Source organism: Nonomuraea sp. NPDC003754 (assembly GCF_053605785.1).
In genome coordinates this window covers 1-2165 of record NZ_JBSGJX010000118.1, presented here as the reverse complement: position 1 = coordinate 2165, position 2165 = coordinate 1, and the positions used below count along the sequence as shown (strand labels likewise).

The 2165-nt window shown below is 66.3% G+C and carries 1 protein-coding gene and 3 pseudogenes; 2 read left to right on the top strand and 2 right to left on the bottom strand.

All coding sequences use genetic code 11. From position 1 onward, the window contains the following. A pseudogene (locus ACWEVS_RS46195) lies at nt 1-213 on the bottom strand (transposase); the annotation flags it as partial. A gap of 13 nt (nt 214-226) precedes the next feature. On the opposite strand from ACWEVS_RS46195, the pseudogene ACWEVS_RS46190 reads away from it, so the two are divergent. Continuing rightward, nucleotides 227-1098: pseudogene (locus ACWEVS_RS46190) on the top strand (IS982 family transposase). Between the two features lie 301 nt (nt 1099-1399). After that, on the top strand, nt 1400-1861 hold the full coding sequence (locus ACWEVS_RS46185) for an NUDIX hydrolase (RefSeq protein WP_452557600.1): 462 nt from the start codon (nt 1400-1402) through the stop codon (nt 1859-1861). Between the two features lie 171 nt (nt 1862-2032). Here the strand turns inward: ACWEVS_RS46185 and ACWEVS_RS46180 are convergent. Beyond that, nucleotides 2033-2165: pseudogene (locus tag ACWEVS_RS46180) on the bottom strand (IS982 family transposase); the annotation flags it as partial.

Below are 2165 nucleotides of genomic sequence, written 5' to 3'. Positions count from 1 at the left end.
GGCAGGAGCTGGGTGACGTCGTTGCGGTTGCCGCCGGTCAGGATCACTGCGAGGGGGATGCCGGTGGCGTCGGTGATCAGGTGGTGCTTGCTGCCAGGACGTCCTCGATCGACCGGGGACGGGCCGGTCTGTGCCCCCCCCTTTTAGGGCTCTGATGTGGGAAGAGTCCACCACAGCGCGGGAGAGGTCGAGGGCATCGGCGGCCCGTAGTCGCGACGATCTGTTTGTGACCACAGACATCAACACCCTTCTCACCGCACTGTACGTGAAGATCGACGACTGGCTCGGCAAACCGCCCCGCACCGGCCGGCCACCCAAGCTGACCGACGCCGAACTGCTGACCCTGGCCGTGGCCCAGGTCTTTCTCGGAATCAGCTCCGAAGCCCGCTGGCTGCGCTTCGTCCCCCGGCACCTGCCCGGCCAATCCGGCTACAACAAACGACTACGCAACGCCCTGCCCTGCTCCAACGCGCCATCCGGGCCCTGGCCCGAGACACCGACCTATGGGCCGACCCGGTCTGGGTGGTCGACTCCACCCCCGTCGAATGCGGCCGTTCCCGCCCCACCGCGCAGCGCTCGGACCTGGCGGGCTGGGCCGGCTACGGCTACTGCCGTTCCCACTCCCGCTGGTTTTGGGGCCTGCGCCTGCATCTGATCTGCACCCCGGCCGGGCTGCCGATCACCTGGGCCCTGGCCACCCCGAAGATCGACGAGCGGCAGGTGCTGACGGCCGTCTTGGACCACGATCCGCACCTGCTCGCCACCCGCCCCGGGCTGCTGATCATCGCCGACAAGGGCTACGTGTCGGCCGAGCTGGACCACTACCTGGCCGAACGGGGCGTACGGCTGCTGCACCCGTCCTACCGCAACCGCACACCCCGCCCCGGCCAGCAGCTGCTCAAACCCATCCGCCAGCTCATCGAGTCGGTCAACGACACCCTCAAGGGCCAACTCGATCTCGAGCTCCACGGCGGACGCAGCCCCGAGGGGGTCGGCGCCCGCATCGCCCAGCGCATCCTGGCGTTGACCGCCGCGATCTGGCACAACCGCGCCACCGGCCAGCCTGTCACCCGGTCACTGATCGCCTATGACCACTGACCCGACTTAGGACTTACTCGTCTAGTTCGCATACTCGTACACATGCCGGCGACGGCCGGGATGATCTCGGCGTCTCGTCGACGATGACGCAGCCGTTCAGTCCGGCCAGCTCGAAGACACGAGCAACCTTTTCCTCCAGGCAGAGGCTGGTACGGCGCGGCCCCGCCAGCTCTCCCTACCTGAAGCTCACCGAGGTTTCCCAGAAGGACCAGCGCCCGATACGTAACCCATCGACTCCTCAACTCGCACCTATGTGGACTACAGTCGACACGCCCATTACGCCGCGCCCCGAGGTACTCCGATGAACCAGCCCCACACTCACTCTGTCAGCGTGGCAGGTGTGATCATCGACGATCTGGGGCGAGCCCTTCTCATCCAGCGCCGGGACAACGGCCACTGGGAAGCGCCGGGAGGAGTGCTAGAGCTGGATGAGGACATCACGACCGGCCTTGTGCGCGAGGTGGAGGAGGAGACTGGCATTCTGGTCGATCCTGTGGCTCTCACTGGGGTCTACAAGAACATGGCTCGTGGCGTTGTGGCCTTGGTGTTCCGCTGCAAGGCCATCGGGGGACAGCTGGCCAAGACCAAAGAGGCGCAAGCGTTCCGCTGGGTCGACGCTGACGAAGTCCGCGTTCTCGCGTCAGAGGCGTTCGCCGTTCGCGTGCTTGACGCGATGGAGCATGACCACGCGCCAGCCGTACGGCAGCATGACGGAGCTCGCCTGATAGATGACGTTGCTCGGCTGAACCCGACTGCCCGCTAATTTGCGCCCCTCCGACGAGCGACAGGTAAGCCGCAGTCACGAGAGGTGCTGAAGCCTTTCGGCCGCCGATCGAGATCCGGAGGCCGTCCGTCCGTTAGTCACTTCGCCCTTCGTGTCTCGCGTGCCGGCCAGCGCCCCTAGATGACTGATTCCAAGCCGTACGGCTGAGCGTCAATGGTCGTAGGCGGTGAGGGATCGGGCGGTGGGCTGGCCGGTCTTGTCGTTGTGCCAGATCGCGGTCGTCAGAGCCAGGATCCGGATGATCACTCGGATGGTGACGCCGGCTGGGGTGCGTGCGCCGTGG

Coding starts and splice junctions, on each gene's coding strand:
- ACWEVS_RS46185 (WP_452557600.1), top strand. CDS start 1,400: ATGAACCAGCCCCACACTCACTCTGTCAGCGTGGCAGGTGTGATCATC.